Genomic DNA, 5,317 nt, shown 5'->3' on the forward strand with positions numbered 1-5,317 from the left:
TTTCATTCCGTTGGTAACGCTCAAACACCGTCGGTGAAAAATCGCCATCACGCGTTCTTGGCACCTTTAAGCGAAGTGTGCCTACCCGCGTTGTAAAGTCTCGTTCATAATAGCCATTTCTTTGACTCTGACGACTTTCGGATCGTTCATAGTCATCAGCCTGGATATATTCTGTTCGCTGATTTTCCATCAACTGGTTGAACACTGTTGTCAAAATGTTTTTAGACACATCATCTTTTACCGAATGTTCAATAATGCTTTGAACCTCTTCGCTATTCAGTGTAAAATGTACTTGGGTCATATAAAGTCCTCTTGGGTATGTTTTCTGGTAAAAACATTGTACCGTAAAAGGAGCTTTATATGACCTTTTATCTTTTACACAATTATATGGACTTTATCCTTTTGTCCCAGCCTCATCACATATCAATTATAAGTATTAAAATATTGTTTTAGTATAAATATTGACTAATGAATATGAAAAGTATATATTTTATTAAGATTCAAAAATGAAGTAATTAAAAAAGATAACTCGGAGGGATAAAATGAAAAAAAATCAACAAAATCAACCTAAGTACACTATTAGAAAATTAAGTATAGGAGTAGCATCTTGTTTGATTGGATTAACCATATTGGAATCTCACTCCTTACACATTCAAGCGAGCGAACCAGCACAAGAAACTGTATCAAACTTAAATGAAAGTCAAACTGAATATACACAAGAAAAAGCACTAAAAGAGATCAAACAAAGAAAAAATGAAAAAATACAAGCTTTTAAATATGATAAAAGATATACGACGGAAGAAAAAAAAGAGATAGAAATAGAAATTATTGATTATATTGAAGGTAAAATAACAGAAGTTAAACAAAGTCAGCAAAAAGATAATTTAAAAATAATAGTAGATGAAATTGATGAGACTTTTTCTGAATTAAAAAAACCAGCTATCATAAAACTAAATGCTAAAACATCGATTGAAAATCAAAAAAAATATACAAATGAAAGTATTGACTTAGAACAAGACGTAACAACGGTGCAAAAAGATAATGCAAAATATGCATTAAATACTGAAGTTAGCAAAGCTATTATTGCAATTGATGAAGCTGAATCAAATAATGATGTAGAACAAGCAAAAGTAGAGGGATTATATAATATTCAAAAAATTAAAGCAGCTCTTCAACCTTTAGAGAAAATAAAAGTAGAAGATAAAAATTTCAACAAACAAAATAATACACCATTAATTCCAAATGAAGATAATAATCAATTGAATGTACCTAAACAAGAAGAAAAAATAGAAGATAAACAAGAAGAAATGCTTAGGCGTGAAGAGTTTAAACCAATTTCGCCTAAGTATGAAGAGAAAATTCAAGCAAGTCCAAAAGAAAAAAGAAACATATTAAATATACCTAAAAATGAATCGAAGCATCAGGATACCAAGAAAACAGAAAATTTAAAAGAAAAAAATATACACCAATTAATCCTAAACACGAAGAGAACAATCAAGAAAAGGTAAAAAAAGAGAATAATTTAAGCGTTCCAAAACCAAATGATAAAAACACTTTCGTGCCAAAATTTGACACACTAAAAATTAAAAAGAACATGAATACTAAAAACCAGCTAAAGTCAGAAATGCTTGGAAAAGAACATATTGAAATTAAACAAGAAGAATTGAAACAAAATGTACCGATGATTCCAGAGAAAAAACAAATAAGTACAACAAACGAATTAAAAACTTCAAAAGCATCAAATAACATTGCAGATAATAATCATAAACAAGCAGCTAAATTGCCTCAAACAGGTGAAGTAGTGTCATTAGGTGCTGCGATTTTAGCCATTTTATCAGGAATCGGATTATCATTACCGAACTTTAAACAAAAATTTAAATAATCAAATAGATTTTAATATGATATGCTCTCTCCAAAGTAGTCGCTTGAAAAAGTAAAACTATTATAGGAGGGAGTTTTGGCTTTTTGTCAAATAGTGTTGATGACGAGGTGAGGTAACCGCATGGTTACTTCGCCTCATTTTTAGATCAAAAGATAAAATAAGGATTCTATAATTTATAGCTAGCAATTAAAACAATTGTATTGCCCGACAAATAAAATTATTATTTACTATATTTAAACAGAGTGCTATAATAATTTCATCTTTAAAATGGAGGTTAACAAATGATTTTACAAAAAAATGAAATTCGAAGAAATTTATTTAAGATTAATCTTTTTGCGATAGTTTCTTATTTGGTTTTAGTGCATTCTTATACTAAAGTAACTTTTATCATCAGTAGTATAATGACAAATTTTTTGGGGATTTCGATATCACAACATGATTTATCATTAAATTATAGCGGATATATATCAATTGTTTGTATATTTTTACAATTATTGGTTACGTACATTTTTTATTGGAAAAATAAGATGGTGTTTCAGAAACTAGATTTAAAAAAAGATCTTGATTGGAAATTAATTTTATTAGTATTGATAGTTGGATTAACATTCAATTATTCAGCGGGAATATTCGCTAACGGTTATGAAGTTTTGATGAATCAATTGGGATATACTTTTTATCCAGCTATGTCATCTAAAGAGAATGTTGGTCAAACAGTACAAATGGGAATGCTTTTATATGCTTTTGTCATAGGACCATTAGCTGAAGAATTTATATATAGGGAAACTATAACTCATTATCTTTTAAATTTTTCGCCTTTGTTCGCAATTGTAATTTCTAGTTTAATGTTTAGTTTTATGCATGCTACAATTGATCAAATCCCTTCAGCATTAATTTATGGGTTACTCTTTGGATTGATTTATTGTTGTACCAAAAAAATATATACAACGATGATTGTCCATGTGTTAAATAATTTCATATCGACAATAAGTAGTTTATATTTTGATAATCCAGGAGTGCAAGATAGTATTGAAAAATTTCAAGCATTCGGTACTTTGCTTTTAAATTTTTTAATTCTTTTAATAGCCTTTGTTATGTTATATGTCCTTCTTCAATATCTTCAAAAACATTATAATCTATCTTGGAAGTTCTTATTAGAAGGGGAAACAGGAAAGAAATCATCTCAAAAAAATATAAGTAAAAAATATTGTTTATCATATTATTTTATAACATATGCTTTATTAATTAGTTCATATATTTTATTTGCAATTTACTTATATGATCTATATTTAACAATATCGGTCCTTAATAATTAAGTATATTCAAATTTTTTTAATCACTTAATTGATAAAGTCCATATAATTGTGTGAAAAATAAAAGGTCATATAAAGCTCCTTTTAAGGTACAATGTTTTTACCACAAAACATACCCAGGAGGATTTTACATGATCCAAGTACATTTTACATTGAAAAAAAAAAGAGATTCAAAGCATGATTGAACATTCGTTGAAAGATGATATCTCGAAAAACATTTTGACAACCGTGTTTAACCAGTTGATGGAAAATCAACAAACAGAATATATCCCGGCCGATAACTATGAACGAGACTTTACAACTCAGGTAGGCACACTTCGCTTAAAGGTACCAAGAACTCGTGATAGTGATTTTTTACCGACGGCGTTTGAGCGTTACCAATATTATGAGAAAACACTGCTTGCTTCTATGCTTGAGATGTATGTTTCAAGCATTTCTGCGCGTAAAGTCTCTAAAATTGGTGAGGAGCTTTGCAGAAAATCTGTGTTAAAATTTTTTTCTGTTCTAACTGAACAATTAGACCCAATGGTCAATGAGTGGCAGAACTATTCGCTCTCAGCCACTCATTATCTTTATCTAATGACCGATGATGGTAACCGATATTAACTTGGCACGAGACGCTAAAAATCGACTGATTACTAACTATATCGATTGAAAGAACTATACAAAAGCCTGTAAAACTTTAGATAATGGTTTTGAAGGTGCCTTTCAATACACCATAATGGGTAAAAGTTACAATCGATTAAAAAGCACCAATCTTCTTGAATGATTGAATCAATTACATTAGAGTGAAATATTGCTAACGGACTTACTTAATCGTTTAATTTTAATACAATATGATGATGAAAAATTTATTTATTTCATATTAAACTAAGAAATCAATACAATGGCTTTAATGCTATTCTTAAAATATATGAAACAGTTTATTATAATCCTTATGAATACAATTGCATAGTAAAATGAGAGTAACAAGCATTTATCGTCGTGGATGATAAATAAACCTTATAATTTACCAATTTAAATTAAATAAAGAAATAGATTAATTTATTACAATAAACTATTAATAAAAGTTAAATTTTAATGAATACAACATAATATTTGTATAATGTATTTTTTAAAAGTAATATATTGACTTTTTGAAATTATTAATATATATTTATTTAGTAAATTAATCATACAAATGGAGGAATGTTATGGAAAAAACATTTAAAAATTCAGTTAGCTTAGGAGCAACTATATGTATCTTAGGGTGTGCCTTAGTTGGGAGTAAACCAGTAGTAGCAGATGCTTCTCAGACAGTCAATCGATACGAAACAGGTAGTCCATTACTTATGTTTAAAAAAACAAAATTAAACCTTGAAAAAAGAAAAGAAAAATATATTCAAAGGTTAGACAATTTTTTTAGTAAAACAAATAAAAATTGGGACAAATTAGATTTACTAAAATTAAAAATTCAGCATGCAACTGACGAAAAAGAAATCCGTTTTTTAAATATTGCAGTAGATGGATTAATATTAGAATGGAAATATAGTGAAATTTTTTATAATGGTGGTTCTTCAAATGATGAATTCCTTCATAATTATAGAAATTTAAAAGCATTTAATAGTTCTTTTAATTCATATGTACCATATGAAGATAGAGATTTTTATCTATTCTATGCAATGCAACGAAATCAATTAGATAGATTCGAAGAGAAATTAAAAAGTTTCTAATAAAATAACTAGAGAACAAAAATTTGAGTAATACTCCCACATTATTAATTTTTCTAATATTATATTAATTTAGAAAAAATCAAAAAACATGAAAAAGGGCGCAATTGATATGCTCCCCCTAAAGTAGACACTTGAAAAAGTGGCTCTTTGTCAAATAGGGTTGATGACAAGGTGAGGTAACCGTATGGTTACTTCTCCTCTTTTTTTTACAGATCAACAATTATTATAAACGCATGAATACTCGATTGGTTTTATTTTTAGATAAATTGTCAAAAAGAAACAGACGTAGATGATTGATTGGTCACGTATAAGCGCATCATTAATAAAATTCTATTTTTAAAGTGTGAATAATTACGGTAGCCATAAGCAGTTCGCTTAAGTACCTTGATTTTGTTGTTTAATCCTTCAATCGG

Annotated in this window: 6 protein-coding genes and 1 pseudogene; 5 read left to right on the top strand and 2 right to left on the bottom strand. The window is 28.2% G+C overall.

Annotated elements, in window-relative coordinates; translation table 11 throughout:
• A partial coding sequence (locus L866_RS0107840) for an IS256 family transposase (protein WP_025730790.1) occupies positions 1–301 on the bottom strand: 301 nt, incomplete at its 3' end.
• Between the two features lie 241 nt (positions 302–542).
• Between L866_RS0107840 and L866_RS0107845 the strand changes: the two genes are divergently transcribed.
• From L866_RS0107845 to L866_RS0107865, 5 genes and pseudogenes are all read left to right on the top strand, one after another.
• Positions 543–1,508, top strand: a complete 966-nt coding sequence (locus L866_RS0107845) for a DUF1542 domain-containing protein (protein WP_025730792.1) — start codon at positions 543–545, stop codon at positions 1,506–1,508.
• Positions 1,509–1,594: 86 nt separating this feature from the next.
• On the top strand, positions 1,595–1,882 hold the full coding sequence (locus L866_RS0107850) for a hypothetical protein (RefSeq protein ID WP_169729080.1): 288 nt from the start codon (positions 1,595–1,597) through the stop codon (positions 1,880–1,882).
• Between the two features lie 281 nt (positions 1,883–2,163).
• The gene (locus L866_RS0107855; RefSeq protein WP_025730796.1) at positions 2,164–3,195 is read left to right on the top strand and encodes a CPBP family intramembrane glutamic endopeptidase; all 1,032 of its coding nucleotides are present in this window, start codon (positions 2,164–2,166) and stop codon (positions 3,193–3,195) included.
• A 128-nt stretch (positions 3,196–3,323) separates the two neighbouring features.
• Positions 3,324–3,958: pseudogene (locus L866_RS09380) on the top strand (transposase); the annotation flags it as partial.
• A 427-nt stretch (positions 3,959–4,385) separates the two neighbouring features.
• Positions 4,386–4,904, top strand: coding sequence for a hypothetical protein (locus L866_RS0107865; RefSeq protein ID WP_025730798.1), 519 nt, complete (start codon positions 4,386–4,388; stop codon positions 4,902–4,904).
• A 269-nt stretch (positions 4,905–5,173) separates the two neighbouring features.
• Here L866_RS0107865 and L866_RS09385 read toward each other — a convergent pair.
• Positions 5,174–5,317: transposase (locus tag L866_RS09385; protein ID WP_156919544.1), on the bottom strand; the 144-nt coding region annotated here is incomplete at its 5' end.

It is taken from the genome of Atopobacter phocae ATCC BAA-285 (genome assembly GCF_000526675.1).
In the GTDB taxonomy this organism is placed as follows: Bacteria; Bacillota; Bacilli; order Lactobacillales; family Aerococcaceae; genus Atopobacter; species Atopobacter phocae.